The organism is Myroides odoratus (assembly GCF_965118575.1).
Lineage (GTDB): Bacteria > Bacteroidota > Bacteroidia > Flavobacteriales > Flavobacteriaceae > Flavobacterium > Flavobacterium odoratum_B.
Genome location: NZ_CBCPHW010000024.1, coordinates 1 through 24,820 on the forward strand (window position 1 = coordinate 1; position 24,820 = coordinate 24,820).

At 36.7% G+C, this 24,820-nt stretch carries 21 protein-coding genes and 1 tRNA gene; 14 read left to right on the forward strand and 8 right to left on the reverse strand.

Annotated features, from left to right (window positions below; all coding sequences use genetic code 11):
- Positions 1–128: 128 nt before the first annotated feature.
- From ACMHJ2_RS15940 to ACMHJ2_RS15950, 3 genes are all read right to left on the reverse strand, one after another.
- Positions 129–213 (reverse strand) — tRNA-Ser (locus ACMHJ2_RS15940).
- Between the two features lie 241 nt (positions 214–454).
- Positions 455–1,477, reverse strand: coding sequence for a quinone-dependent dihydroorotate dehydrogenase (locus ACMHJ2_RS15945; RefSeq protein WP_413513858.1), 1,023 nt, complete (start codon positions 1,475–1,477; stop codon positions 455–457).
- Between the two features lie 98 nt (positions 1,478–1,575).
- Positions 1,576–1,938, reverse strand: a complete 363-nt coding sequence (locus ACMHJ2_RS15950; protein WP_413513859.1) for a DoxX family protein — start codon at positions 1,936–1,938, stop codon at positions 1,576–1,578.
- Between the two features lie 661 nt (positions 1,939–2,599).
- Between ACMHJ2_RS15950 and ACMHJ2_RS15955 the strand changes: the two genes are divergently transcribed.
- The 8 genes from ACMHJ2_RS15955 (at position 2,600) to ACMHJ2_RS15990 (ending at position 9,644) form a co-directional block, all read left to right on the forward strand.
- Positions 2,600–2,974: a winged helix-turn-helix transcriptional regulator gene (locus tag ACMHJ2_RS15955; protein ID WP_413513860.1), complete on the forward strand. Its 375-nt coding sequence runs from the start codon at positions 2,600–2,602 to the stop codon at positions 2,972–2,974.
- Positions 2,975–3,078: 104 nt separating this feature from the next.
- Positions 3,079–5,031 (forward strand): threonine--tRNA ligase, encoded by a 1,953-nt coding sequence (gene thrS / locus ACMHJ2_RS15960; RefSeq protein WP_413513861.1) that lies wholly within the window; start codon positions 3,079–3,081, stop codon positions 5,029–5,031.
- Positions 5,032–5,133: 102 nt separating this feature from the next.
- Complete coding sequence (gene infC / locus ACMHJ2_RS15965) at positions 5,134–5,640, forward strand: translation initiation factor IF-3 (protein ID WP_413513862.1); 507 nt, start codon at positions 5,134–5,136, stop codon at positions 5,638–5,640.
- A gap of 62 nt (positions 5,641–5,702) precedes the next feature.
- Positions 5,703–5,900, forward strand: coding sequence for a 50S ribosomal protein L35 (gene rpmI, locus ACMHJ2_RS15970; RefSeq protein ID WP_413513863.1), 198 nt, complete (start codon positions 5,703–5,705; stop codon positions 5,898–5,900).
- A 114-nt stretch (positions 5,901–6,014) separates the two neighbouring features.
- On the forward strand, positions 6,015–6,359 hold the full coding sequence (gene rplT, locus ACMHJ2_RS15975; protein WP_413513864.1) for a 50S ribosomal protein L20: 345 nt from the start codon (positions 6,015–6,017) through the stop codon (positions 6,357–6,359).
- Between the two features lie 466 nt (positions 6,360–6,825).
- Positions 6,826–7,923, forward strand: coding sequence for a DegT/DnrJ/EryC1/StrS family aminotransferase (locus tag ACMHJ2_RS15980; protein ID WP_413513865.1), 1,098 nt, complete (start codon positions 6,826–6,828; stop codon positions 7,921–7,923).
- Positions 7,923–9,218 (forward strand): O-antigen translocase, encoded by a 1,296-nt coding sequence (locus ACMHJ2_RS15985; RefSeq protein ID WP_413513866.1) that lies wholly within the window; start codon positions 7,923–7,925, stop codon positions 9,216–9,218. Before ACMHJ2_RS15980 ends, ACMHJ2_RS15985 begins: the two co-directional genes overlap by 1 nt.
- On the forward strand, positions 9,219–9,644 hold the full coding sequence (locus ACMHJ2_RS15990) for a sugar 3,4-ketoisomerase (protein WP_413513867.1): 426 nt from the start codon (positions 9,219–9,221) through the stop codon (positions 9,642–9,644). It abuts the gene before it with no gap.
- Here ACMHJ2_RS15990 and ACMHJ2_RS15995 read toward each other — a convergent pair.
- The gene (locus ACMHJ2_RS15995; protein ID WP_413513868.1) at positions 9,627–10,718 is read right to left on the reverse strand and encodes a glycosyltransferase; all 1,092 of its coding nucleotides are present in this window, start codon (positions 10,716–10,718) and stop codon (positions 9,627–9,629) included. The genes ACMHJ2_RS15990 and ACMHJ2_RS15995 overlap by 18 nt on opposite strands.
- Positions 10,719–10,759: 41 nt before the next feature.
- On the opposite strand from ACMHJ2_RS15995, the gene ACMHJ2_RS16000 reads away from it, so the two are divergent.
- Positions 10,760–11,911, forward strand: a complete 1,152-nt coding sequence (locus ACMHJ2_RS16000; protein ID WP_413513869.1) for a glycosyltransferase — start codon at positions 10,760–10,762, stop codon at positions 11,909–11,911.
- The gene (locus ACMHJ2_RS16005) at positions 11,893–12,987 is read left to right on the forward strand and encodes a glycosyltransferase (protein WP_413513870.1); all 1,095 of its coding nucleotides are present in this window, start codon (positions 11,893–11,895) and stop codon (positions 12,985–12,987) included. The genes ACMHJ2_RS16000 and ACMHJ2_RS16005 overlap by 19 nt, the downstream gene beginning before the upstream one ends.
- Here the strand turns inward: ACMHJ2_RS16005 and ACMHJ2_RS16010 are convergent.
- A complete protein-coding gene (locus tag ACMHJ2_RS16010; RefSeq protein ID WP_413513871.1) occupies positions 12,962–13,825 on the reverse strand; it encodes a glycosyltransferase family 2 protein in 864 nt (287 codons plus the stop codon). The genes ACMHJ2_RS16005 and ACMHJ2_RS16010 overlap by 26 nt on opposite strands.
- 6 nt (positions 13,826–13,831) lie before the next feature.
- Complete coding sequence (locus ACMHJ2_RS16015) at positions 13,832–14,515, reverse strand: cell division ATP-binding protein FtsE (RefSeq protein ID WP_413513872.1); 684 nt, start codon at positions 14,513–14,515, stop codon at positions 13,832–13,834.
- 261 nt (positions 14,516–14,776) lie between these two features.
- Here ACMHJ2_RS16015 and ACMHJ2_RS16020 point away from each other — a divergent pair, with 261 nt between their 5' ends.
- Complete coding sequence (locus ACMHJ2_RS16020; RefSeq protein WP_413513873.1) at positions 14,777–15,559, forward strand: hypothetical protein; 783 nt, start codon at positions 14,777–14,779, stop codon at positions 15,557–15,559.
- A 3-nt stretch (positions 15,560–15,562) separates the two neighbouring features.
- Positions 15,563–17,245, forward strand: a complete 1,683-nt coding sequence (locus ACMHJ2_RS16025; protein ID WP_413513874.1) for a metallophosphoesterase — start codon at positions 15,563–15,565, stop codon at positions 17,243–17,245.
- A 113-nt stretch (positions 17,246–17,358) separates the two neighbouring features.
- Here ACMHJ2_RS16025 and ACMHJ2_RS16030 read toward each other — a convergent pair whose 3' ends face one another.
- The gene (locus ACMHJ2_RS16030) at positions 17,359–18,348 is read right to left on the reverse strand and encodes a Ca2+-dependent phosphoinositide-specific phospholipase C (RefSeq protein ID WP_413513875.1); all 990 of its coding nucleotides are present in this window, start codon (positions 18,346–18,348) and stop codon (positions 17,359–17,361) included.
- A gap of 190 nt (positions 18,349–18,538) precedes the next feature.
- On the opposite strand from ACMHJ2_RS16030, the gene ACMHJ2_RS16035 reads away from it, so the two are divergent.
- Both ACMHJ2_RS16035 and ACMHJ2_RS16040 read left to right on the forward strand, forming a co-directional pair.
- The gene (locus ACMHJ2_RS16035; protein WP_413513876.1) at positions 18,539–21,613 is read left to right on the forward strand and encodes a SusC/RagA family TonB-linked outer membrane protein; all 3,075 of its coding nucleotides are present in this window, start codon (positions 18,539–18,541) and stop codon (positions 21,611–21,613) included.
- Positions 21,614–21,615: 2 nt separating this feature from the next.
- Positions 21,616–23,397 (forward strand): RagB/SusD family nutrient uptake outer membrane protein, encoded by a 1,782-nt coding sequence (locus ACMHJ2_RS16040; RefSeq protein ID WP_413513877.1) that lies wholly within the window; start codon positions 21,616–21,618, stop codon positions 23,395–23,397.
- Positions 23,398–23,474: 77 nt separating this feature from the next.
- Here the strand turns inward: ACMHJ2_RS16040 and fahA are convergent, their stop codons facing one another.
- Positions 23,475–24,761 carry a fumarylacetoacetase gene (gene fahA, locus ACMHJ2_RS16045; RefSeq protein ID WP_413513904.1) on the reverse strand — a complete coding sequence of 429 codons (1,287 nt, stop codon included), beginning with the start codon at positions 24,759–24,761 and terminating at the stop codon, positions 23,475–23,477.
- Between the last annotated feature and the right edge of the window lie 59 nt (positions 24,762–24,820).

Here is a 24,820-nt window from a genome sequence, read left to right on the forward strand (position 1 = left end):
AATATTTTTAGGTGCACTTTTAAAAAGAATGCGATACCCGTAAAAAAAGAAAAAACCTATAACTCATTGTGAATCATAGGTTTTGTTCTTTTTTAATAACTTTTAAAAAGTTACTATTTATAATTTTGCGGAGAAAGAGGGATTCGAACCCCCGGACCTGTTACAGTCAACAGTTTTCAAGACTGCCGCAATCGACCACTCTGCCATTTCTCCAGTGGTCTGCTTTACTTCCGTATTGCGAGTGCAAATATAGCGCATTTACTGACTTTGACAAATATTTTTCACTTAAAAAGACTATTTTTTTTGAATTGTAAATCTAACTAATTTGAAGTGAGAGATTTACTTTTTGTAGAAAATAATTTTTCACTCGTTATACTTCAAATAAGTAGGTGAGGAGGGAAGAAGAGACATAAAGAACAAGCACAAAAAAATCCGCTAAGCAGCGGATTTTTTGTTAACTATAGTGTTCTAGTATTTGTTTGTTTATCGCTTTAACCAAAGCGGGTCCTTCATAAATAAACCCCGTATACAACTGAATCAGAGAAGCACCGGCTTCTAATTTTTCAATTGCATCTGCTGGCGAATGGATTCCACCCACACCGATGATAGGAAAAGCGCGATTGCTTTTATCCGCTAAAAAGCGAATTACCTCAGTACTGCGATTCGTGAGCGGTTTGCCACTTAGGCCACCTGTTTCTACTTTTTTATCCGATTGTAAACCCTCACGACTAAGCGTGGTATTCGTAGCAATAACCCCTGCAATTTTCGTATCCGACACAATATCGATAATATCCAACAATTGACTATCCGTTAAATCGGGTGCGATTTTTAAGAGAATAGGCTTGCTTTTGGGTTTGCTGCTGTTCTTGAGTTGTAGCGCATTTAATAAAGCCGTTAAAGGTTCTTTATCTTGCAATGCACGTAAATTGGGTGTATTCGGTGAACTCACATTAACAACAAAATAATCCACATAAGGAAATAGCGCTTCAAAGCAAATTGCGTAATCATCAGCTGCTTGTTCGTTCGGGGTTACCTTGTTTTTACCTATATTTCCACCAATTAATGTACCTTTATTTTTCTTTAAGCGCTCAATAGCTTGCTCAATTCCACCATTGTTGAAGCCCATGCGATTAATTAAGGCATGATCTTCGACTAAGCGAAATAAGCGCTTTTTCGGATTGCCCTCTTGGGCTTTAGGGGTAATAGTTCCAATTTCAATAAACCCAAAACCGAAGTTTTCAAGCTCCTGATACAAGTTAGCGTCTTTATCCAAACCAGCCGCTAATCCCACGGGATTCTTAAATTTTAAGCCAAATACTTCACGCTCTAATCGCTTGTCATTCACTTGAAAAGTGGAGCGAATAATGGAAGATACGCCCGGAATTTTATTGATAAACTTGAGCGTATTAAAGGTGAGGTGATGCGCCTTTTCTGGATCCAAAGAAAAGAAAAACGGTTTGAGAATACTTTTGTACATAAAATGTGTGTTGTTGCGTTGTAAAAATACACTGCGAAAGTACACTTTTTGTTATAATTTTTGAAACCTTGCCTAAAAGATTACTTTGTTGGATCTCGTTAAACTGTTTTTTTAGGTTGATAAAAGTAGGAAATTCCTACTAACAGAGCCGCTATAAAAATAAGCGTAAGTGAACTGATTCCTTCCCCTTTAGCTAAATGCGCCACGGTAGCACCTACTAAGTTAATAGTAAAACCAGCATAGGCAAATCCTTTCAGCACGCGCGGTAAAAAAGGGAAAAGTAAAACAAGAGTGCCCAATATTTTGGCAATAGCCAATTCGATGCGGAAATAATCGGGATAGCCCAAATAGGTAAAAGCTTCTTTAAAAGTCGGATCGGTAAAATAACCATAGGCGCTAAATAACATAAACGCACTAAATAATCCTGTTGATATCCAATAAACTAGTTTTGATTTATTCATTTTTAGTTATGTTTTCGTTTGTTTGGTAAAATTACACCTTCTGTGGGGGAGAAACCCTTGGAGTTACCCTGATGAAACTAGTTTCTAATGGGTAACCACTAGAGGGACTTAAAGGCAAGTGAAGGTAAGCAAGGAGAGAATTTCGTTGCGCATCCTTTACAGGATAAATGCTTTTCATTCGGTATATTTTCTCAGAAGAGTAGAAACGAAACAAGGAGTTGTTTTGGTTGAGATAAGCACGTGGGTTTTCGCTTTTTAGCCTTCAATGCGAACCGTTGCAATGGATTGATTTTAATCTTGTTTGAATCAAGTTCGAGTCAGGGTCGAGTCGGGTTCGGAAAAAGGGCTTTTACCCCATCTAGATTGGGCGTTGATTCGAGGAAGATCAAACAGAAATACACGTTGGATCAGGGGGGGTGTTCATCATTAGGTCTGGAAGGCCCAAAGTGAAATTGATAGGCGTACTGAAAGCAGAAAATAAAAGCGACTGTTAGAAGAACAGGTTCTGAAATACTTTGCGCAGTAAGTGAAAAAGAATCGCATCCGTTTTTCGGGTGCTATCCTTTAGAGAAAAGGTCATTTTTTTTGGTTTAATTAGGAAGATAAAAAAGGATACGGTTATATTGTCGTATCTTTATCTAGGGCGCAATTTTAAAAATCCATGGAAGAACAACTTGCACGATGCAAAACCAACGTAATGGGAATAAAAGACAGCATGTCTATTTTGAGTGGGAAGTGGAAACTGCATATAATAGGTACACTTTTATTACACGACAAATTGCGTTTTATGGAACTTCAAAGAGCACTAGGAGCTATTTCTGCTAAGGTGCTCAGCAAAGAATTAAAAGATTTAGAGTTCAATCAGTTGATTTATCGAACCGAGGTTGATGGCGCAATAGTTGCCGTAGAATATGGGATTTCACCATTCGGAAAAACGCTAGCTCCCGTTATTCAAGCCTTGGCTAATTGGGGAAATAGTTACCGCGGAGAAATCATTCAACAGATGGAAAAAACAAAGCGTTTAAAAACAAAGTAGGCGTAAATACATTTTTTCAGTAGAAAAGCAAGGAAAGCGAATAAAATCTATTGTTATTATGCACTAAAAACCGTATCTTTGCAACTCATTTTTTAAAAATAATTATGATAAAAATTACATTACCAGACGGTTCAGTGAAAGAGTTTGCCTCAGGGGTAACTCCTTTCGATGTTGCTAAAAGTATAAGTGAAGGTTTAGCTAGAAATATTATTTCTGCCACCTTCAATGGTACCACCATCGAAACCACCACTGCTTTGACCACAGACGGTAGTTTAGTTTTACATTCATGGAATGATGCAGAGGGGAAAAAAGCATTTTGGCATTCTTCTTCTCACGTTATGGCACAAGCCTTATTAGATTTATTCCCAGGCATTAAGTTGACTATTGGTCCAGCTATCGAAAATGGTTTTTACTATGATGTAGATTTCATGGATCACAAAGTTACAGATGCTGATTTTAAAAGAATTGAAGATAAGTTTTTAGAAATAGCAAGAGGAAAGCATGAATTTTCGATGCGTTCCGCTACTAAAGCTGAAGCTTTAGCAATGTATAAAAAAGAGGAAAATCCATACAAAGTAGAGTTGATTGAAAACCTAGAAGATGGGACAATTACATTCTGTGATCACGATACGTTTACCGATTTATGTCGCGGAGGACATATTCCAAATACAGGAATTATCAAAGCGTTCAAAATATTATCTATTGCAGGTGCGTATTGGAGAGGAAATGAGAAAAACAAACAGCTAACCCGCGTGTATGGTATTTCTTTTCCTAAACAAAAGGATTTAACCGATTACTTAACTTTATTGGAAGAAGCGAAAAAACGCGATCACCGTAAATTAGGAAAAGAGCTTGACTTATTTACTTTTTCTCAAAAAGTAGGACAAGGATTGCCATTGTGGTTGCCGAAAGGAGCTGCTTTGAGAGATCGCTTGGAGTACTTCTTGCGTAAAGCACAGAAAAAAGCAGGCTACGAACAGGTGGTAACTCCACATATCGGACAAAAAGAATTGTACGTTACGTCAGGTCACTACGCAAAATATGGAGCAGATAGTTTCCAGCCAATTAAAACACCAGTAGAAGGAGAGGAGTTCTTGTTAAAACCAATGAACTGCCCGCATCACTGTGAAATATATAATGCTAGACCTTGGTCTTACAAAGATTTGCCAAAGCGTTTTGCAGAATTTGGAACGGTTTATCGTTATGAGCAATCTGGAGAGTTACACGGATTAACCCGTGTACGTGGATTTACACAAGATGATGCTCATATTTTCTGTACACCAGACCAATTGGATGAAGAATTCAAAAAAGTAATTGATTTGGTCTTGTATGTTTTTGGATCTTTAGGATTTGAGAACTTTACTGCGCAAGTATCGGTTCGCGATTTAAGCAATCCAGATAAGTATATCGGATCCGTTGAAAACTGGGAAAAAGCAGAACAAGCGATTATAAATGCAGCAAAAGATAAAGAACTAAATTTTGTGATTGAAAGCGGGGAAGCTGCTTTCTACGGACCAAAATTAGACTTTATGGTGAAAGATGCTTTAGGTAGAAGCTGGCAGCTTGGAACAATTCAGGTGGATTACAACCTACCGGAGCGTTTTGAATTAACCTATAAAGGTTCTGATAATGAGTTGCATAGACCTGTAATGATCCACAGAGCACCTTTTGGATCGATGGAGCGTTTTATCGCCATTTTATTAGAACATACAGGAGGGAATTTCCCCCTTTGGTTGATGCCAGAACAAGCTATTATACTGTCTTTGAGTGAGAAGTATGAAAAATATGCGAAAAAAGTTTTAGATTTGCTAGAAAATGACGAAATTCGCGCGGTCGTTGATAATAGAAATGAGACGATCGGTAAGAAAATCCGTGAAGCAGAAGTACAAAAATTCCCTTATATGCTGATTGTAGGTGAGGAAGAAGAGAAAAATGGTACGGTTTCTGTTCGTAAACACGGAGATTCTGGAAAAACAAATCAAACGATGAAAATTGAAGAATTCATAGCTCTTGTTCAACAAGAAGTGAATGCCTCAATGAAACAATTCGGAGAATAAAAATAGATGTATAACGCGCTTGTAGAACCAAGCATTTAAATTTTTAAAGCCATAGCAGTAAGACAAAGAGGGGGATTTAGGCCTCGCGAAGAGAAGAAGGATTTGCACCGAGTAAACAACGCAATCCGTGTTCCTGAAGTTCGACTTGTCGGAGACAACGTCGAAACGGGTGTATATAAACTAGCAGACGCTTTGCGTTTAGCTGAAGAGCAAGAATTAGATTTAGTGGAGATCTCTCCCAATGCAGAACCGCCCGTTTGTAAAGTAATTGACTATAAAAAGTTCCTTTACGAGCAAAAGAAGCGCGAGAAGATGTTGAAAGCTAAGTCAACGCAAATTGTCGTAAAAGAAATTCGTTTTGGTCCGCAAACTGATGAGCATGACTATGAGTTTAAGAAAAAAAATGCTGAAAAGTTCTTAAAAGAAGGAGCTAAATTAAAAGCATTCGTATTCTTTAAAGGTCGTTCTATCATTTATAAAGATCAAGGACAAATTTTATTATTGAGATTAGCGCAGGACCTAGAAGAATTAGGAAAGGTTGAGTCTATGCCTATATTGGAAGGAAAGCGTATGACTATGTTTATCGCTCCTAAAAAGAAGACAAAATAATTCTTTAGTTTTAAAGAATAAAAATAGAATTAAGTAAGATAATCATAATACCTAGGAAGAAAATGCCTAAAATGAAAACTAAATCTAGTGCTAAAAAGCGTTTCAAGCTAACTGGTACTGGGAGAATCAAAAGAAAACACGCATTCAAAAGTCACATCTTGACTAAAAAATCGAAAAAGCGTAAATTAGCTTTAACTCACTCTACTTTAGTATCTAAAGCAGATGAGCACAGCATCAAAAGTCAATTAAGATTAATCTAATTCTAGGTAACTAGAAATAGATCGGTTAAATTAGTATTTAATAACCCTGGAGTGGTGCTTAGTATTTTAGAAGAACTTGAAAAAGTCGCCCACTACAAAAAACATTTGTAAAAAATGGCAAGATCAGTAAACTCAGTAGCTTCAAGAGCAAGAAGAAAAAGAATTTTGAAGCAAGCCAAAGGTTACTTTGGAAGACGTAAAAACGTTTGGACAGTAGCTAAAAACGCGGTAGAAAAAGCAATGGTTTATGCTTACCGTGACAGAAAACAAAAGAAAAGAAATTTCCGTTCTCTTTGGATTATGCGTATCAACGCTGGTGCAAGATTACACGGATTAAGCTATTCTCAATTCATCGGTAAATTAAAAGCTAGTAACATCGAATTGAACCGTAAAGTTCTTGCAGATTTAGCTACAAATCACCCTGAAGCTTTCGCAGCTATCGTTAATAGAGTAAAATAAAAACGTTTGTCAAATCAGATTATTCTTACTTAATATAGTGAAAGCCCTACTTAATTGTAGGGCTTTTTTTATGTACTTATCCGTTCATCGTTCACTGTATAGAGATCATAAAGTGAGATCATAGTGTGAGATCATGGTTTTCGAGGATCACATATAAACGTTGGGGGCTATTGCACAGAGTTGGGTTACTCTAAACAGGAAAAATCGGACAGCCGTATACACCCCCTAGGTCAGCACTAAGAAACGAAGGATCACATCCCACACCATCCTCGTAGGTAAGGGATAGAGAATCGTCTTTTACCTATTTTCCTCAACTTTTGAGATTGATTCGTTTTCGATTCAGCTTCCATTTCTCTCGTTTTCCTGTTGCTCATTTTCTCCTGTTCTCCGTTCTCTATACCGCATTGCATCTAACAATTTTTGCTGTATATTTAGAAGATAATTTAATCCATACTCTCTTAACCAAATGATAGCATTCTTAGATTTACAACAGATTAATAAATCCTATGAAGAAGCCTATTTGCTCAAAATTAAGCAAATACTTCACGATGGAATCTACATGCTTGGAAATGAAGTAGTCAGCTTTGAAGAACATTTTGCAGCCTATTGTGGAACCTCTTTCTGTGTGGGAGTTGGCAGTGGTTTAGATGCCATAAAATTGATTTTTGACGGGTATATTAAATTAGGTAAACTAAGTGTAGGAGATGATGTTTTAGTCCCTGCTAATACCTATATCGCAACGATTTTGGCTTTGTTAGACTGTGGTTTAAACCCCATTTTGGTAGAACCGAATCTAGATAACTATGCCATGGATTTAAGTGGAATTACCTATTCAATGACTTCATCCACAAAAGCAGTTTTAGTCGTTCACCTTTACGGACAAGTATATGAAATGGATAAAATAAAAATGTACTGTAAAGAGCGTGGATTACTTTTAATAGAAGATGCCGCGCAAGCGCATGGAACTTCATTTAAAGGATGTAAGGCAGGAGCTTTTGGCGATGCCGCAGCTTTTAGTTTCTATCCGAGTAAAAACTTGGGATGCCTTGGGGATGGGGGAGCTATCACAACGAATCACCTCGATTTAGTTGAAGTAATTCGCGCTACTCGCAACTATGGATCACATATCAAATACCAAAATAAATACAAAGGATTTAATTCGCGCTTAGACGAAATTCAAGCCGCTATACTCAATTTAAAATTACCCCATTTAGATGCAGATAATCAAAATCGATTAAAAGTCGCTTACCGTTATTTGCGTGAAATAAAAAATGTCAAGATTATTTTACCCCATCTTTTAGGAGATGCAGGTCATAACTTTCATCTTTTTGTTGTTCGTGTAGCAGAGCGAGAAGATTTCCAACGCTATTTATTAGCCCAAGGCATACAAACGTTAATTCATTATCCCATAGCCCCACATCAACAACCTGCATTGAGTGAATTTAGTTATTTGCAGTTGCCTGTAACTGAATTAATCCATCAAGAAGTAGTTAGTTTACCTATGTCACCCATCTTAACAGAAGAAGAGGTAACCCATATAATTCAAGCCATAAACGCCTATTAATGATAAAAAAAAGCTGGCAGAAATATAAAAACAGTGAATTCACTGCCGTTACCTTTTTAAATACAATAGGTATTATTGTGCGATTGGTCACTGCTTTGTGTTCTGCTAAGCTATTGGCGCTATTTGTAGGCACAGCTGGGATGGCTTATATGGGAAATCTCCGCAATCTCTTAGCTTCAATGGAAGCCTTTTCTTCTTTTGGATTTGCCAATGGAATTGTACAATATGTCGCTTTACATCGAGAAAATAAAGTGCTAATTGAACGATTTATCAATGTTTTATTGCGATTTATGCTTGGAGTATTGCTTGTTGTTTCACTTGGAATTATTTTCTTCAGAAAGGAACTAAATCTGTATTTATTCGAGGGAGCTCTATCGATTCCCAGTTTATTTATTGGACTTGCCTTGACTTTTCCTCTACAAGTATTAAATGGCATTTGGATTGCTTTTTTAACAGGATTAGCCCAATTTAAAAAAGTTATTTACTTGAATATCATTGGAAATATAGCCGGTTTATTGCTTACTTTTTACTTGGTCTATACGCATGGTGTAAGTGGCGCTTTATTCGCTATGATTGCAAGCCCAGTGCTTCTGTTTTTTATCTCTCTTTTTTGGGTGAAACAAGAATTGCACTTGCGCTGGTTGCCTTTTGATTTTAACTTAATCAAACCCTTGTTTTCCTATGCGGTTATGGCTCTGTTTTCAGCTGTTGTAAGCCCTTTGTGTTACTTGTGGGTGCGCAAATTGCTAATGAAAAACACAGGTGTAGAAATGGCGGGAATTTGGGAAGGTATTCAGCGGGTATCGGGTATTTATATGCTGTTCATAACCACCTTGGCGTTTACCTACTTTTTACCTCAATTAGCCCAAGTCAACCCCTACAGCGAAAAGAAAAAAATCATTCGTTTGTATGTGACAGTGGTACTCCCTTTATTTGCTTTGGGCTTAGTATTCGTGTATTTTACCCGAGGTTGGATCATCCCCCTTATATTAGACGATACCTTTAGTCCCATGGCCGATTTTATGCAATGGCAATTAGTTGGGGATTTTATCAAAGGAGCTACCTTAATCTACGGCTTGTTATTTTATACCGAGCGCTTGGTAATACCTTACTTGCTAGGTGAAACCCTCTTTTTTAGTTGTTTCTATGGATTCAGTTTCCTGTTAATACCCCATTTCGGAATCGAAGCAGCTACTTTAGGCTATACTTTTGCCTATATAATTTACAGTTGTGTTTTAGTTGTCTATTTTTCTTGGTATTTTAGCCGTTCTGAGTTTAAACACCAAAAGGAATAGATGAATAAGTATAGTATTTTTGATTGTTGTGAAATTGAAGTTCCTGAGATAAAAGATGATCGAGGTAATCTTGCTGTTGTTCAGGAGGATATAATTCCATTTGAAATAAAACGCTTCTTCTTTATTTATGGAGTACCCAATGGAAAAGCAAGAGGAGGCCATGCACACAAGGAACAAAAAACGGTCCTTTTTGCGGTTAATGGGAGCTTTGAAGTTACTCTACAGGATGGAATAAACACAAAAACAGTTCTTTTAGATCGTCCAACCAAGGGATTAATCTTACAATCGGGTATTTGGAGTGTACTTGAGAATTTTAATGTAGGATCTGTTTGTTTAGCCGTTAATTCAGGAGTTTACGATGAAAGCGATTATATTAGAGACCTTGATACTTTTCTACAATCAGTTGCTTTAACACAGCAAGTCTAACCATTTTTTTCCTATAGATGCAATGTCAAAAGACAGTGCTGTGGCTAACGTATTTGATTGCAGTCTTTGGCGTTTTTCCACATCAAAGGCTAGATATTCCATAGCAATCTTTAATTCTTCAAAATTTTGATTTTCAATTAACAATCCATTGTAATTCGATTGAATAATTTCACTTGGACCTGTTGGACAATCAAAAGCAATAACGGGGATCTCACAGGCGAATGCCTCTAGTAATACTGTGGGAAAACCTTCCAATCGACTACTGTGAACAAAAAATAAAGCCCCTTTGAAAATAGCAAATGGAGGGCTTAAAAATCCAGGTAGATGTACCTTTTTTTCTAATTGCAACTCTTTAATCTGCTTCTCTAATTGTACTTTGTACTTGCCATCTCCTAAAATAACTAAATGGATATTCGCTTGAGGCAATTGACTTTGAGCATAGGTTTCAATCAGTCGATCAAATTGTTTGATTGTAGAATCCATTCGTCCGCATGCTACGATGTATTGGTGTTGAGCAAAGGGATTCTCTAAACTCGCTTGTTGCTGAATTTCTTCGAGGTCAATGGGATTATATAAGGTTTCTACATTTTTATAGTGGTAGACGGCTTTAACTTGATCTGTAATCGCTTGACTGACGCTAACAATTGAATGTGCTTTGCGATATAAATGCTTACCTATATAGGTAGACTTGGTAAAATACCACGGTAGATTGGAACTGTGAATTGTGGGGATATACCCTTTGTCAAAAACCAAATGCTGCAGTAGAATTTCAGTCAAGGGTTTCGTTCGCGTTCTAAAATCAATCACATAATCAAAGGCATTGACTTGCATATACTTGCGAAAAAGTTGAAAGCGTTTAAACTTATTTCCAATCGAAAAATGAGGTGATTTAAAGACGCCCAAATTATATAAAACGCCCCCATAAGGATAGGTAATAACATCCAAATTAATGAGGTTGTAAACCTCAAAACCAGTGGCTTCAAAATAGAGTGACAAGGTGCTGTGAATGCGTTCTGCACCGCCATTTGCCAGTGTATCACCAAGCAGCGCTATTTTTATTTTCTTTTGAGACATAAAAAGATAAACGTACATTTGAGCAAATCACCGCTAATATAATGAGAATACTTTTAATTGGAGACTATAGTGGATTACATTCAGCCTTAAAAAAGGGACTGTTGCAACACCCTAATGTACAAGAAGTAGTTATAGTTGGCGATGGAGATAAATTTAAAGACTTCCAAGTGGATGTATCCCTTCGACCGCAATGGACGACAAGCCGTTGGGGCTTGTTTTTTCGCAAAGCGATACACAAAGTATTTCGATGGGATATAGCCGAAGTAGAAAAAGGATGTAAAGCGCAAAAATACCTGAAGCAACTGCGGGATTTTGATGTAGTACAACTGATTAATGATCGTCCGATTCAAACCCTATCTTTTTGGGAAAGGCGAATTTTGATGCGCTTATTCGCTCAAAATAAAAAGGTCTTTTTGCTGTCTTGTGGAATTGATGTATTTGGGCTTCAATACCTAATGCAGCACAAGGAGGAGTTATCTCTTATGTCTCCTTTATTTGCGAACCCACATTTAAAGAAGCAGTACGAATACGTAGAAATTTATCAGAAAAAGGGAGTTATCCGAACCCAAGAAAAAATTATAGAACATTGTTTAGGGATTATCGCCAGTGACATGGATTATGTCAACCCCAATATGCATCATCCTAAATACTTAGGATTAATTCCTCATCCCGTAATGCTTCCTTCCATCGAATCTTACCTAGAGAAAAATACCGAAAAAGTGGGTGTCTTTTTGGGGATTAATCGCGGGAATTATTACCAAAAAGGAATAAATTATTTTGAAGAAGCTTTAGTGCGAATTGAAGCAAAATATAAGCATCACATAGAGATAATTCGCGCAGAACAATTGTCCTATCAAGCCTATCAATTGGCTCAACAAAAAGCAGACATTGTATTGGATCAAGTATTTGCTAAAGATCAAGGATATAATGCTTTAGAAGCTATGGCAAGAGGGAAAGTTGTTTTTACGGGGGCTTCCTCAGCCTTTTTGGAGCACTATAAATTACAAGAAGACGAAGTGTGTATAACTGCCAAACCTGATGTAGATTATCTAGTTGATAAATTGAGTTATTTGATTGAAAATAAACCCATTATTTCAGCCATAGGTCAACGTGCTCAATCGTTTGTTCAAGAAGTTCACGCTTGCGAAAAAGTAGCCAATCAATACATAGAGGTATGGAATTCAAAAAATTAAATATACTGTATATTGCTACGAATATAACAGGTGGTGGTGGTGTTGCTCGTATTCTAAGTCAAAAAACAGCGGCATTTGTTCAAAGCGGACATTGCGTTCAAATTGTCAGTACTAATGAGCAAAAACAAACGCCTTTTTATGCTTTCGATGCGCAGGTGAATTTTGTGTTTTACACTGCATCTGTTCGAACATTCCCCAAAATGAAACGCTATTATTCTTTTATAAAAAACGAAGTGGTAGCGCAGTTTAAACCCGATGTAATTTTTGTTATTGACAATGGTATCAAAGGCTACTTTGCCTCTTATTACCTCAATAAAACAATTCCAATTTATTTTGAAGTGCATGGATCGCGTAATTTTCTGTTAACTCCAATTCAGTCCAAGTTAAAACGAAATTTAGTGAATAGGATTACGCTGTTTTTGAGTACGCGTTTTACAGGGCTTATTCTTCTCAATGAGAGCACTAAAAAAGATTGGAAACACGCAAATATTAGCGTAATTCCCAATTGGATTGAAATCGATCAAACGAAGTCAATTAGCTGTGTCAATAAAGAAAAAAAAATTATTGCAATTGGGCGTTTAGTACCTGAAAAGAATTATGAAACCCTCTTGAAAATCTGGAAGCAAATTCAGGTTGTAAATCCCGATTGGCAGTTGGTTATTTGTGGCTCAGGGGAGCCTGCCTATGTAGAAAAATTAAAAACAACAACGGATGCCTCAGTAATTTGGAAAGGAGAAGTAGAAGAGGTAAATCAAGAATTAGAAAGCAGTGTTTTTATGCTTCATACTTCTAAAATGGAAGGTATGCCGATGGCTTTTTTAGAAGCAATGGCCTTAGAGATTCCAATTCTTGCTTTTGATGTACCTTATGGGCCTTCGGATTTAATTCAGGACGGTCATACGGGGTATCTCATTCCTTTCGAAAATCAACAAAAAATGATAGCATGCAGTTTGCTGTTGATGAATCATCCAGCCCTGTGTAAATCATTAGGTCAACAAGCTAAAGAGGCAGTTCAAGCCTATGATAAATCGTTGGTTTTACAGCAGTGGATTACTTTTTTTGAATCGCTTGATTAGCCGTATGAAAAGCCATTAGTTTAAAGAGTTTGAATGCCACCATTGAAGGATTTTTACTCAATAGTTTTTTTTCAATAGCAGAACCAAAAAGTGAAGATATACAAGAGATAAAAGGAGTTAAATGCCAGCGATTGAGTCGGCTATAAAAGTGACTTAATTGAATATCTTGACTCTTTATCTTTTGTTGTTGTACTAAAACAGCAAGTTCAAAACACGCTTGTCTGCTGCGTTCAAGATACGCTTCACTCGTTTCTGTATTCAGGTGATACACCTTATTGTTGATGCGATGCACCTCAATATTTCGATCTTTTAGCTGTAAAAAGAACAAAGTATCTTCATATCCATAGGTTTTAATTGATGCGTCAAATTGGAGTTGCAATTCCCTTTGATTAAAAAAGAGATTACAGCAAGAATGAAGGTGTTTGTGTTGTTCAATTTCAATCCCATACTTTAGGCGCAGGGATATGTTTTTGGGATCAAGCGGTTCTAAATAGGTAAATCCTCCTTGAAAAAATAAACCAGAAGTAATTTGTTGCACATAGGTTTGAATGAAATTTTCTGAAACAGGAAGTGTATCTGCATCTACTAAAAGAACCCAAGGATATTGCGCTTCATACAATAATTTATTTCTCGTATAGGCAATGTGTTGATTGCTTTTGTTTTGTAAAAAACGAGTAAAAGGCAACTTTGTAATACTCGTATTGTCAACTATTTTTTCTGAAGCATCATCGCAAACCAATATTTCAAAAATTAGGTTCAAGGCAGATGCTTCTCGATGTAGCTGGGCTACTAAAGGAAAAATAGGGTAATTATATACGGGTATTGCAATAGATAACATCTCTTTTTATGAAGTACGATGTACAACTTCGAAAAGCGAACCATTATCGCATTTTAGCGTTTTAGCAGGGTATTTCAGTAATAACGCATAATCATGCGTTACCATGATAATCGTACGTCCATTTTTATTGATTTCTAACAATAATTCCATTACTTCAGAACTCGTTTGTGGATCTAAATTTCCAGTAGGTTCATCCGCTAAAATTAAATCTGGGTCATTTAATAAAGCACGGGCAATGGCAATGCGCTGTTGTTCTCCACCCGAAAGTTGATGCGGCATTTTATGCAAATGTGACAGCATACCTACCCGTTCCAATACTTCTTCAATACGTCTGTTAATCGCTTCTTGTTCGGACCATCCAGTTGCTTTTAAAGCAAAGTGTAAGTTGTTGAAAACCGAACGATCAGGTAATAATTTGAAATCTTGAAATACAATTCCCAAGGAACGACGCAAGTAAGGAATATCTTTTTCTTTTACTTTCTTCAAATCATAGTCGACAATAGTAGCTTCACCTTCGGTTAAAGCTAAATCTGCATAAAGCGTTTTCATAAAACTACTTTTTCCTGATCCTGTTTTACCAATGATATAAAGGAATTCTCCTTTTTTTACCTCTAGATTAACATTAGATAAAACTTGGTGCTTGTTTTGGTAAATGTTTACACCTTCTACGGATAAAATTACTGTTGACATACGATGGAATGAATTAAAAAGTAAAAATACAAAAAAGACCTGATTTATGGAAGGAGATAATCAGGGATTTAAGAAGACTTTGTAAAAAAGAAATAGAACGCATTTTAAATTTGCGTAAACTAAGTTTGGGTTGAGCACTTGTAGTTTTACTTTACAGTTAACGCTGTTTTAAGTTATTGGTATCTTAAGGTTTAAGGCAAGCATTCTTTATACATTTATTCCCAGGAAAACCGAATTGGGTTTAGTTATAAAAAGAAGTATATGAATAAGAATAAACGTAGAGACAGCAGAAAAATAAGTTTTGTAGTAGGATGGTTCTTTTGTTGTACCGTTTTGCAAGCACAAAACAAGGAAGTAAAGCTTCATTCACATAATGATTACGCGCAAAATGTTCCATTCTGGAATGCGTATGCACAAGAAGTAAATTCTATCGAGATTGATTTAGTTTTGGTTGATAAGGCCTTGTTTGTAGCTCATGACCTCGAAGACGTAAGTGTAGAGCGAACCTTAGAAAGGTTGTATATGAAACCACTGCAAGAAGCGGTTGAAATGAGATTTGGCAACCCTCAAGGACTTCAGTTTTTAATCGATCTAAAAGGAGATGCCATGCAATCGATGGTACTGTTACTACCTATTTTAGAAAAGTATGAAGATCTTATTACAAAAAACAAGATCACCTTTGTAATTTCAGGTAATAAACCTGTCTTGTCTTATTTTTTGAACTTACCTGCGTATGTGCAGATCGATTTACAAGTACAAGATATCTTAACCACTGAAGTGGGGATGCAAGAGAAAATAGGGCTGATAAGTTATAATTTTCAATCGATTTCTACGTGGAATGGCAACGAGAAAATGGATGAAAAGGAACAAGAAGAAATAAGAAGACTCATTGCCAAGGCACATCAAATGGATAAACCGATTCGATTTTGGGCAACGCCTGACACCGAAGAGGCTTGGAAAATGCTCTATGAGTTAAAGGTAGATTTTATAAATACGGATCAGCCAGCAGCCTTGCGAATACTAATTCAATCTTATTTTTTGTAAACGATGAAAAAATTATATGCTATTCTTTGGATTTGGGGCACTGTTTCATGGGCGCAAGAAGGAGTGAAAATAGGTGTTTTGTCCGATCCCCATTTGCATACTATTTACATCAAAGAAGAGACCCAGGCCTTAAAACCCTTTTATAATCCCCAAGTAAATAGGTATGAATTGGTCAGGTCTTTACGAGGACAAATGGCTTCTACGCGTTTGTTTAATGAAAATTACTTTGCCTTCAGACAGGCACTTATAGACTTAGTAGCACAAGGAGTGAAGCTGATTCTTATAAGTGGTGATTATACCGATGATGGGCAGGAGTTGAATATCAAAGCGACCCAAAGGCTATTAAGTGAATTTCAAACCAAATACGGGCTTCGTTTCTTCTTAACGAATGGCAATCACGAAGCAGTCAATCAAATTGATAGAGAAGGAGGAAAGCCTGATTTTGTAACCCAAGACGGACAGGTTATCGGGGGGTATTCTTCTTCAGAATTACTGCAAAAAAAAGAAGATGTCTTATATCCACCGTTGAAAGAAATCGGATATGAAACTATGTTTCCATTAATTAAAGATTTTGGATTACAACCCTATCAAACAGATTTGTTTTATAGCACACCATTTCATTCTTTGGCTTATGAATCTTATACCAGTAATCAAGATTTTAGTATGAATCGTCGAAAATATGAAAGTAACGGCATACAATATCCCGATTTTACGTATTTAGTGGAGCCTGTCGAAGGGGTGTGGATCTTAGCTATTGATGGCAATATGTACAAACAAGTGGCAACCGATACGTTTAAAAATACGAGTGACGGTTACCATTTTATTGAAGAGCGAAAATATTTACTTCAGTGGATTGAACAGGTAGTGGTAGAAGCAAAAAAACGCGGGAAGAGATTGATTGCTTTTGGACATTATCCGATTTTAGATTTTAATAATGGACAGCGTTTGACCTTAGAAAAGCTTTTGGGTAAAGATAAATTTCAATTGAGTCGCGTTCCAACAGAAGAAACCCAAGAACAATGGCTACAAACTGGTTTGACTTTGCATTTTGCAGGGCATATGCACATCAATCAACATGGATTTAAAAAACAAGGTGAGCAGCAACTTTGGAATATACAAGTTCCCTCTTTGGCAGCGTATCCTCCTGCTTATAAAATAGTGGAAATTAAGGCCAAAACCATGGCCATTAAAACCGTTGAACTTGATGAAGTAGCAGGTTATGATTCGCTGTTTGCTCTCTATCGGAAAGAGGTGGAAAAGGGTGAATTTCAAGATTTTTTTAAGGCGAAAAATTATCGTGAATTAACCAAAAGTCATTTAAAATACTTGAGTGAACATCGTTTTTACGACCATGATTTTTCAGATAAAAAGTGGGATAAATACAAACAAGGAACTAGCTTAGAGGCCTATATTGCTCCAAAGATGAAAGCAAATTGGTCGACAAAAAATAGAACAGTGGTCCAAAAATTAGATTTTAAGACCCTCCTTTTTGATTTGTATTTAGTTCGCAATGGAAATAATATAGGTATCGCTGCCATCGACCCCGACCGAAGGGAGGTATACCAAGTTTGGCATGAATGGAATTTAATGCATGGAGCCTTAACTCCTTTAGATCAACTCGTTGATTTACTTGTAGATATAATGGAGCATAGCACAACAACAAACTATCTTGAGATTGATGGGTAATTGGTATTTTGTTTTAAATTACCCGTTTAAATAAACCAAAAAAGCAGTACTAAAATTAAATAGTACTGCTTTTTTTGATTCTATATTAAAGCTTTATGTGATGCTGAGTGCAGTTAGTCTTGGATTCGCACATAGGTATGGTCTGCAAAAATAACCCTATAGGTAGAAGGAAATAATTGACTAGGTATATAATAATCCGTGGTAATAATTTGAGCTTTTGATTTTTTCGCTTGCTCAAAAGTTGAGTAATCATTGCTTCTCGCCTGTTTAGTACTATCATCGGCTCTCGTTCGAATAATAACGCCTTGATTGGCATAACGTGGAATCTGGGGGTCATAAGGGTTGTTGAGAATCATACAGCCCGCCTTTGGATGAGCAAAAGGAACATTGAGAAAAAAAGCCAAGTCTTCTAATTCAATAGTATCAAATAAAGTTAGACGGTAATCGGTATTGTCAATGATCCATACGAATTTGCCTCTTGCTTCATCGATGGTTGGCCATTGAATAAAAGTAGGAGATCGCTTTAGTTCTTTAGGAGTAATCAAGTGTTTACTCGTTAGTTCTTGTGCAAGAATCTGATTGATTTCTTGAATATCTTGTTTGGTATATTTAGAAGAAGCATCTTTTTCTTCGTCTTTTAATTCTAATGTAATAAAGATCGTTTCATGTTGCGGATTTTCCTCAGACCATTTTTTTAATGCTTGAAGTTGTTGGATGAAAAGGGGTTGATGCGTTTCAAAATCAATATTGGGCATGTGAAAAATTTTATATCCTGGTTGGGCCATTTCCTTAGTCCATTCATAGGGTTTTCCGGTTAAGGCCGCTCCAGTTGGATGTGCGTATTTGTTGCCTTCAGGATCTTTCCAAATATCAATTTCTAAGTTTCTTAACCCTAAATTCAATTGCGTCTCAATCGAAGGATGCTCATAATATAGCGTTTGAATATCTGGATTTTTTTCCAATAGATGTTGGTAGAGGTTTTTGTCTATCGCCTTTTTATAACTATTGTGAGAACCTATAACTTGTATTTTGTGTAAAGGGATGTTCTGTCCATAACTCGTTAGACAGCCCCCAAAAAGAAGAGCGAAAATTAATTGTTTCATATGGTTTTAAATTTTGGCCAAAATACAGGGTTGTAAGCAACTGGGCACTATGGGTTTTATTATGAGATTGTTATGCTTTGCTTGGGTAAAGGGGATTTGATAACGTTTTAATTATGGTATTATAAAGTTTGTATAAACCTTAGATAACATAGGATGTATTCATTTGCAGTACTGAAATTAAAACCAGATCATGAAAAGACGTTTAATTCATTTTCATTTATTTAAAACCCTTTTTAAATGGAAATTTGTAGGATCTTGTATGATTCTCTTGTGTGCAACACCTGTATTTGCCCATTCAACACCTGGAGCAGAAGTACTGACAAAAGAGGGACTAACTTTCGTACAAGAAGGAAAAATTAAAGGAAAAATTGTAGACGAACAAGGTTCGCCAATTGCCTTTGCAACTGTTTATATTAAAGGAACACAACGCGCGGTTCAATCCAATGAAAATGGGGAGTTTGAACTAAAGGCGCAACTCGGAGAAACCTTGGTTGTTGAGTTTATTGGCTATCAAACAAACGAAACTAAAATTACATCCACCACGCTACAGGTTGTAGTCAAAGAGAGTCAAGAAATGTTGGATGAGCTTGTGGTAGAAGTTGGATACGGAAATAAACACAAAAGCGATTTAACAGGTGCTATTTCACAATTGAGTGCTGCAACGTTCAAAGACGGGGTAAGTATCTCTCCCGATCAGCTTTTACAAGGAAAAGTATCGGGTGTTCGCGTGGTTCAAACTAGTGGTGAACCAGGTGCAGGAGTAGATATTTCTATTCGTGGTTTAGGGTCGATTCGAAGTGGTTCAACTCCTTTATTTGTCGTGGATGGTATGCCTTTATCTAATGAGAAGGTATCTCCAGGAGGAAGTAATGTAGGATTTGGAAGCTCAAGTGCTAAAAATCCGTTGAACTTTTTAAATGCCAGTGATATTGAATCCATGACTGTGCTAAAAGATGCTTCTGCAGCGGCTATTTATGGCGCTAGAGGATCTAATGGGGTTGTGATTATTACCACTAAAAAGGGGACTTCACAAGAACCTACTTTAACTTTTGATAGCTCGTTGGGTTTTTCTAGTGTTATCAAAAAATTAAAGGTCTTATCTGCGGATGAATACCGCAATAAAATTACTGAACCTGCCTTTGATCATGGCGGAAATACGGATTGGCAAGACGAGATTCTGCGAACAGCTATTACCCGAAATAATAGCTTGTCTTTTGGAACCCGTTCCAAATCGGGAGGAAGTTATTTTGCCTCTATCTCCAATTTGAACCAAGAGGGAATTATTAAAAATAGCGACTTCAATCGAAATAGTGCGCGTTTTAATGGGGAGGAAAAATTCTTTGATGACCGCTTGACAATTAAAGCTAATTTAACAGCAAGTGAAATAAAAGAAAACGGAGTGCCAACTTCTGATGATGGGGGATCGGATGGACAATTGATGATTCACACCTTAATGGCAAATCCAACCTGGAGTGTTTTTGATAAGCAAGGGGAATATACCAATTTCAATATGAATGCCCATTATAATCCGGCGTACTTATTGGATATTTATGAAGATGAAACCCGAACTTTACGCACCTTAGCCAACCTAGAATTAGGCTATAAGATTCTACCGAATTTAAATTATAAATTCAATTTTGGGTATGACTTGAGTAATTCTGAGCGAAATACAACCATTTATCCCAATATTACAGACCGTTCTCCGCGTGGTCAATATGCACAAGCAAATGTTGAAAGTAAATCTTATTTATTAGAACACTACCTAACCTACGATTTTTCAATTGATAAACATCAATTTAATGTTTTAGGTGGTTTTTCGTATCAATACTTCTACAATACAGGAAATACAATCAATTTTATTGAAATTGCAGATCGCAAGGATGGGGTTTCCCCGATGGATAATCCCGGATATAAAGGGAAATTTAACGGCATCTCTGGCTATAGTCAAGAAAATGAATTGCAGTCGTATTTTGGTCGTTTTAACTATTCATATGACGGAAAATACCTTTTCACAGCTTCTGTAAGAGCGGATGGTTCGACGCGATTTGGTGAAAATAACAAATATGGTTATTTCCCTTCTTTTGCCCTTGGGTGGAATGTCAATAGAGAAAACTTTTTAATGAATTCAGAGGCTGTCAATAACTTGAAACTAAGAGCAAGCTGGGGACAAACAGGAAATCAAGAGGTGAGAAATAAAATCACACAAGCGAGTTATTCTCAGTCTTATAGTGATGGTTACTACCTCAATGCTGATGGTGAATTAATACCAGGTATAACGATTTCTAGAACCCCTAATCCTAATTTGAAATGGGAGGTAGTTACCCAGTTTAATGTGGGTGTTGATTTTAGTTTATGGAATGATAAGTTGTATGGAACTTTAGATTATTTTAATAAAACAACAACAGACGCTATTTTAAATATTCCTTCAAAATCTTTAAGCCCAACGGCTGATGTTTGGGTAAATATTGATGGTGAAATTGTAAACAAAGGATTGGAATTCATGTTGGGCTCCTCGCTTATTGACAAAGGGGATTTTACTTGGAACTTAGATGTGAATGGAACGTTTTTATCCAATACGATAAAGAATTTACCCGTATCTCAAATCTTATCGGGTGCAATTTCTGGACCAGGTCAATCGGGTGTAACGGCTAATATTTACAAAAGTGGCTATGCTCTAGGAAGTTTTTATGCTTTAGACCATATTGGCTATGATGAAAAAGGAAGAGATGTTTATAGAGATGTCAATGGCGATGGAATTATCAGTATGGATGATCGCGTGATTGCTGGAAGTGCCATGCCTGATTTTACTTTTGGTGTGAATTCCTATATGAAATATAAAAACTGGGATTTTTCGTTTTCTGTTATCGGACAAACAGGTGGATACCTAGCGAATAATACCATGTTAAATGCCTTGAATATAAATAACCTAGCTTCAGATCGAAATGTAGCTACGGAATACGCTAATTCTGGAGCGAATAGTAGTAATCCGCCACAATTCTCTAATTTATATATTGAGAAATCAGATTTTATTCGCTTGAATTCTGTGCGTTTAGGTTATACCGTGCCTTTGAAAAATTTAAAATGGCTAAAAAGCATGAACTTTTATGTAAGTGGACAAAACTTACTGACGCTATCGGGCTATTCAGGATATGATCCTTTGGTTAACTCGAATAAAGCAACGGGTGGAAATCAATCGATCGGCGTTGATTATACGTCTTATCCAACATCAAAAACATTCCTATTTGGATTAACTGCGAAATTTTAATTATGAAAAATAAACTATTCAATAAAGTAAATGGATTACTGCTACTAGGAGCACTTTTGACAGCGACTTCTTGTACAGATTTGGAAGAAAAAGTTTTGGATGAAAACTTGGGATCTTCAGAAATTAATCCAATTGCAGCCTTGACCTCTGCGTATGCGCGTATGGGACAAAATTTATATGTAGGTACAGGTGGCTTATTTGCCTTGCAGGAATTAAGTAGTGATGTGGCTATTTTACCTACGAGAGGAAGTGATTGGGGAGATGCTGGAAAATGGAGAGCCATTGCTGAATTTACATGGGCTTCTGATAATGGGCTTGTACAGGGAAATTTCAATGATTTGACCAATGGTGTAACGCGTGCCTATACGGCTATTGAAGCAATTACCCTGAATGGAGAAGGGGCTTCGAAAGAATTTTATCTTGCGGAAGCCAAGGGATTATTGTACTTCTATATTGCTCAATTATTAGATTTATATGGACAAGCGCCTTATAAGGATTTGAATAACTTAAAAGGGCCGGTTCGCGTTTTAAAAGCAGATACCGATATTGATTTTGTAATTACAGAAGTAGAAGGTTTATTGGGTGCTTTACCGAATTTAGGTGAAAATCAAACGTATGCAGGACGTTTTACCAAGCAAGCCGCCTATGGATTATTAGCAGAGCTATATATGAACCGTGCGGTATACAAAGATAGATACAATGCGAGTTCAACCTTTCAATTTAATGCAAATGCAGTGGATGGTTCTACGTCAAATATGGATAAGGTAATTTATTATACTTCCTTGTTGATCGGTGAGGGGCGTTTTCAGTTGGAAAGTAATTATTTTCACAATTTTGCTATCGATAATAATACTTCTAAAGAGATGATTTTTGTTGTGGATCAACGCGTATCAAATATTAAGGGCTCTAGCAATGATTTGGCATACAATACGATGGAGCGAAATCAAAGAGTGACAGCCAAAAACAGAGGAACTAATGCGAGTGCCATTCGCCCTGAGTTTTTTTACAGTTGGAAGGATAATCAAGAGGATCCTAGATTTCAACGTCGTTACCAATATGAAGATGGAACTTGGTTTCGAAATGATGGAACGGATGTTTCTGTACCCGCAACTTCTATCGCACCAGGAACTTCTGAGCCGTGGTTTCACTTTAATAGAGGGATTCAATTTGGACTTCAACATGGACCTAAACTCGTACAAGCTACAGGGAAATTTGAAATGACTCCAGAAGGCAGAATAAAAGTAATGCCTTTAGTGATGGAAAAAAGTACAACCACACCGATGAACTTTACGCCTGAATTTAATTTTGACAATCCAGTGGAAGCGATTTTTAAGCAGGATCAAATTAATAGAGGTGCTCGTTGTTTTAAATTTGAATTTGATGCTACTAATGGCGATAATGGTTCTTCAGAAGTTGATATTCCAATTTATCGATTAGGAGGAATGTATATGCTGAGAGCAGAGGCTTATTTCAGAAAAGGAAATGTCGGTATGGCTTTGAGTGATATTAATACTGTTCGAACCAGTCGTACCCACGATGCATTCAAGGGTTCGGTAGCTGGAAAACCAATAGGTGCTTTAGATGCTGAGGTATTGTATAAAGAATTGGGCTTTGAAATGTATTGGGAAATAAAACGAAGACCTCAAATGGTTCGTTTTGGAAAATTTGATCTGCCTTTGGCACAATCAGCTAAACCACAATCTCAACCCTATCGACGAATTTTCCCTATTCCACAGACGATGATTGATATCGATGCAACATTTAAACAAAATATGGGGTATTAATTGGTGGACAGTTGACAGTTAACGGTTTACATAATAAAAAAAGGATTACTTAAACAAGTAATCCTTTTTTTAACCGATTATTTCATCGTAGCAGTAGAAGGGAGTAGCATACTGGTTACTTCTCCAAATCCAATGCGTATTTCATCATTCTCACAGAATCCTATCATGGTAATTGTATCGTAATCTTCGATAAAAGTTCGTTGACTTCCATCTGTTAGCGTCAGTGGATTTGCACCAGCCCAACTTAATTCAAGCATTGAGCCAAAACTGTTTGGTGTAGGACCAGAAATAGTTCCTGACCCCATTAAATCGCCTGCATTTATTTTACATCCATTAATGGTGTGGTGTGCTAATTGTTGGCTCATTGTCCAATATAAGTACTTGAAATTAGATTCACAAATCAGGGTCTTTTTCCCATTTTCAGGTTGTAGATATACCTCTAAGTTGATATCAAAAGTTTTATCTCCTGTTTGCTGTAAATAAGAAAGAGGAGTAGGTTCTTGTGTTGGACTTGCTGTTCGAAAAGGTTCTAAAGCATCAAGTGTAATGACCCAAGGTGAAATAGAAGTTGCAAAGTTTTTAGCTAAGAAGGGGCCTAACGGAACATATTCCCAGGTTTGAATATCACGAGCACTCCAATCATTGAGTAAAACCATACCAAAAATGTGATCTTCTGCTTCATCTACGGGAATACTCTCGCCAAATAAGTTGGCATCTGTGGTGATAAAAGCCGTTTCTAACTCGAAGTCAATGCGTTTGGATGGCCCAAAAACGGGCTGTGTCTCTCCTTTTGGTAAAGTTTGACCCTGCGGACGTTTCACGTTGATTCCCGAAGGAATAACAGTGGAACTCCTCCCGTGATAGCCTACTGGTATATGTAGCCAGTTTGGCAACAAGGCATTGGCTGGATCTCGGAACATTTTACCAACATTAGTAGCATGTTCTTTACTCGAATAAAAGTCGGTATAATCACCAATATATACAGGTAATTGCATTTCTACTTCTTCTATTTTAAAAATCACTGCCTCTTTGTGTTTGGCGTTGTTTTGTAAGCTTGGGTTTGTTTTGTCGAAAATATCAGCGATTTTATTTCGAACTGCACGCCAGGTTTTTTTACCACTCGAAATGAAGTCATTTAGATTGTCTTGTAAAAACACATCGTCCGTAAGCTCAATCCCCTTTAAATACCCCAACATTTGTAAGGCACTTAAATCGATTGCATAATTGCCAATACGCGTTCCAATTGTTACAATATCATCTTTCGTAATAAAAACCCCAAAAGGAATATTCTGGATTGGAAAGTCCGATTGTGTTTGAACTTCTAACCAAGATTCTCTTTTCGGATCATTTGCCGTAATCATCATATTTATTGCTTTATTAATTGAATTAATAGTTATATCAAATATATAATTATAGGGCAGAT

Bases quoted from the DNA above. Each gene is read 5' to 3' on its own strand.
- ACMHJ2_RS16020 (WP_413513873.1), top strand. From the start codon at position 14,777: ATGAATAAGAATAAACGTAGAGACAGCAGAAAAATAAGTTTTGTAGTA.
- ACMHJ2_RS15985 (WP_413513866.1), top strand. From the start codon at position 7,923: ATGATAAAAAAAAGCTGGCAGAAATATAAAAACAGTGAATTCACTGCC.
- ACMHJ2_RS15950 (WP_413513859.1), bottom strand. From the start codon at position 1,938: ATGAATAAATCAAAACTAGTTTATTGGATATCAACAGGATTATTTAGT.
- rplT (WP_413513864.1), top strand. From the start codon at position 6,015: ATGGCAAGATCAGTAAACTCAGTAGCTTCAAGAGCAAGAAGAAAAAGA.
- ACMHJ2_RS16030 (WP_413513875.1), bottom strand. From the start codon at position 18,348: ATGAAACAATTAATTTTCGCTCTTCTTTTTGGGGGCTGTCTAACGAGT.
- ACMHJ2_RS16015 (WP_413513872.1), bottom strand. From the start codon at position 14,515: ATGTCAACAGTAATTTTATCCGTAGAAGGTGTAAACATTTACCAAAAC.
- ACMHJ2_RS16025 (WP_413513874.1), top strand. From the start codon at position 15,563: ATGAAAAAATTATATGCTATTCTTTGGATTTGGGGCACTGTTTCATGG.
- ACMHJ2_RS15980 (WP_413513865.1), top strand. From the start codon at position 6,826: ATGATAGCATTCTTAGATTTACAACAGATTAATAAATCCTATGAAGAA.
- ACMHJ2_RS15995 (WP_413513868.1), bottom strand. From the start codon at position 10,718: ATGTCTCAAAAGAAAATAAAAATAGCGCTGCTTGGTGATACACTGGCA.
- fahA (WP_413513904.1), bottom strand. From the start codon at position 24,761: ATGATGATTACGGCAAATGATCCGAAAAGAGAATCTTGGTTAGAAGTT.
- ACMHJ2_RS16035 (WP_413513876.1), top strand. From the start codon at position 18,539: ATGAAAAGACGTTTAATTCATTTTCATTTATTTAAAACCCTTTTTAAA.
- thrS (WP_413513861.1), top strand. From the start codon at position 3,079: ATGATAAAAATTACATTACCAGACGGTTCAGTGAAAGAGTTTGCCTCA.
- ACMHJ2_RS16010 (WP_413513871.1), bottom strand. From the start codon at position 13,825: ATGTTATCTATTGCAATACCCGTATATAATTACCCTATTTTTCCTTTA.
- rpmI (WP_413513863.1), top strand. From the start codon at position 5,703: ATGCCTAAAATGAAAACTAAATCTAGTGCTAAAAAGCGTTTCAAGCTA.
- ACMHJ2_RS15990 (WP_413513867.1), top strand. From the start codon at position 9,219: ATGAATAAGTATAGTATTTTTGATTGTTGTGAAATTGAAGTTCCTGAG.
- ACMHJ2_RS15945 (WP_413513858.1), bottom strand. From the start codon at position 1,477: ATGTACAAAAGTATTCTCAAACCGTTTTTCTTTTCTTTGGATCCAGAA.
- ACMHJ2_RS16000 (WP_413513869.1), top strand. From the start codon at position 10,760: ATGAGAATACTTTTAATTGGAGACTATAGTGGATTACATTCAGCCTTA.
- ACMHJ2_RS16040 (WP_413513877.1), top strand. From the start codon at position 21,616: ATGAAAAATAAACTATTCAATAAAGTAAATGGATTACTGCTACTAGGA.
- ACMHJ2_RS15955 (WP_413513860.1), top strand. From the start codon at position 2,600: ATGGAAGAACAACTTGCACGATGCAAAACCAACGTAATGGGAATAAAA.
- ACMHJ2_RS16005 (WP_413513870.1), top strand. From the start codon at position 11,893: ATGGAATTCAAAAAATTAAATATACTGTATATTGCTACGAATATAACA.